The organism is Mycobacterium sp. 1245852.3 (assembly GCF_001669335.1).
GTDB classification, from domain to species: Bacteria; Actinomycetota; Actinomycetes; order Mycobacteriales; family Mycobacteriaceae; genus Mycobacterium; species Mycobacterium europaeum_A.
In genome coordinates this window covers 1-1,586 of record NZ_LZLL01000580.1, presented here as the reverse complement: position 1 = coordinate 1,586, position 1,586 = coordinate 1, and the positions used below count along the sequence as shown (strand labels likewise).

Annotated in this window: 2 protein-coding genes; both read left to right on the top strand. The window is 68.4% G+C overall.

The genetic code is table 11. The features are described from left to right. Positions 1 to 1,343, top strand: a 1,343-nt coding sequence (locus A9W96_RS27030) for a Mov34/MPN/PAD-1 family protein (RefSeq protein ID WP_197499669.1), incomplete at its 5' end; no start/stop codon positions are given. After that, a partial coding sequence (locus A9W96_RS33495) for a patatin-like phospholipase family protein (protein WP_369830879.1) occupies positions 1,310 to 1,586 on the top strand: 277 nt, incomplete at its 3' end. The genes A9W96_RS27030 and A9W96_RS33495, both read left to right, overlap by 34 nt.

Here is a 1,586-nt window from a genome sequence, read left to right as displayed (position 1 = left end):
TCGCCGAGCACTGCGTGCGGGCCGGTGTAGGCGCCTTGACTGTGGTCGACAACAGTGTGGTCAAACCCGGCATCCTGATCCGCCAGCCCTACCGCGACTTCGACATTGGCTACTCAAAAGCGCGGCAGTTGGCCGGCCGACTGGACGCCCTGCGGTCGGACCTGACAGTGAGATTTCGGGTGTGCGACGTGATCGGCATGTTCGTTGGTGAGCATGCCCAGGTGCCCGCGTACGACCTGGTGGTCGACGCGACCGCCGACGTCGGTGTGCGGGCGGCGATCGAAACCGCCCGCGCCAGCGCGCGTGAGCAGTGGCCACCAGTGCTCACCGGACTGTTCGGCCACGACGCGGAGCGCGCCCTGGGCATCGTGTCGCGCCCGGGCGCCACCGGCAGCGCGCACGACATTCTGCGGCGCATCGCCATCGACGCCCACGCGAACCAAGACTCGGCGTTGGTCGGCGACATCGCGGAGGACTTCTTCCCCGATCCGCCACGCACCGAGATGTTCGTGCCCGAGCCCGGGTGTTCCTCGCCGACGTTCACCGGCTCGGCGATACAAACCAACGCACTGGCCTCGAGCGTGTTCTGGGCGGCGATCAGCGAACTGGCCGATCTCGCACGTGAGGAGCCGATGGCGGCGGTCGCGATCGCGCTGCCCGGCACCGACACTGCCGGTGCCGGGCAGCGTTGGTGGCGTTGGCCGAACGATCACGTGATCACCGACGGCCGGTACGAGGTGCGAATCGCTGCGGCCGCGCTGGCCGAGATGCGGGCCGAGACGCGCCGTGGGGCGCGTACCCGAGGCGTACGGATCGAGACCGGCGGGATGCTGCTGGGCTCGTTCGATGAGGCGGTGGGCTGCGTCTACATCGACACCGCGGCCGGACCGTCCCCTGACAGTGCGTTGTCGGCACTGCTTTTCGCGCACGGCACCCAAGGCACCCAGGAACTCGTCGAGCACCACCGTAACCGCTCGATCAATCGTGTGGGGTTCGTGGGGATGTGGCACACCCACCCCTACGGACCGGCGCGGCCCAGCCCCACCGATGAAGCGGGCATGGGCTGGATTGTGTCGCCGTCGGGAACCGGCCGACGCGCGTTGATGCTGATCCTAGGCGGCGATGAATCGACCTGGGAACGGTGGCGTGGGGACGGCCAGGTGCCCAACGTGTACGTACGTGTGGTGGACCGTGACGATCAGGTCAACGGGCCGGCGACCATCGGCCAGGTCAGGACCCTGGTGGTCGATGGGGGCCTGCCCGGGGGGTTTTATCAACCTCCGTGGGCCGGTGAGCATGCGGCGCCGTCGTGGTGGCGCCGAGTACTGGGGCTGGGGTCGTGAGCGCTGCGCCCAGGATCGGATTGGCGTTGTCCGGTGGCGGGTTTCGAGCCACTGCATTTGGGTTGGGGTGCCTTCGGGCGTTGGCCGATCGTGACCTGCTGCGCCACGTGCGGGTGGTGTCGGGGATCAGTGGCGGCAGCCTGCTCGCCGCGATGTGGGCCTATGGGCCAGAGGATTTCGCGGAGTTCGAGGCCTCGGTCATCTCCCTGTTGCACTCAGGGCTACAGGCCGAGTTGGTGCGGC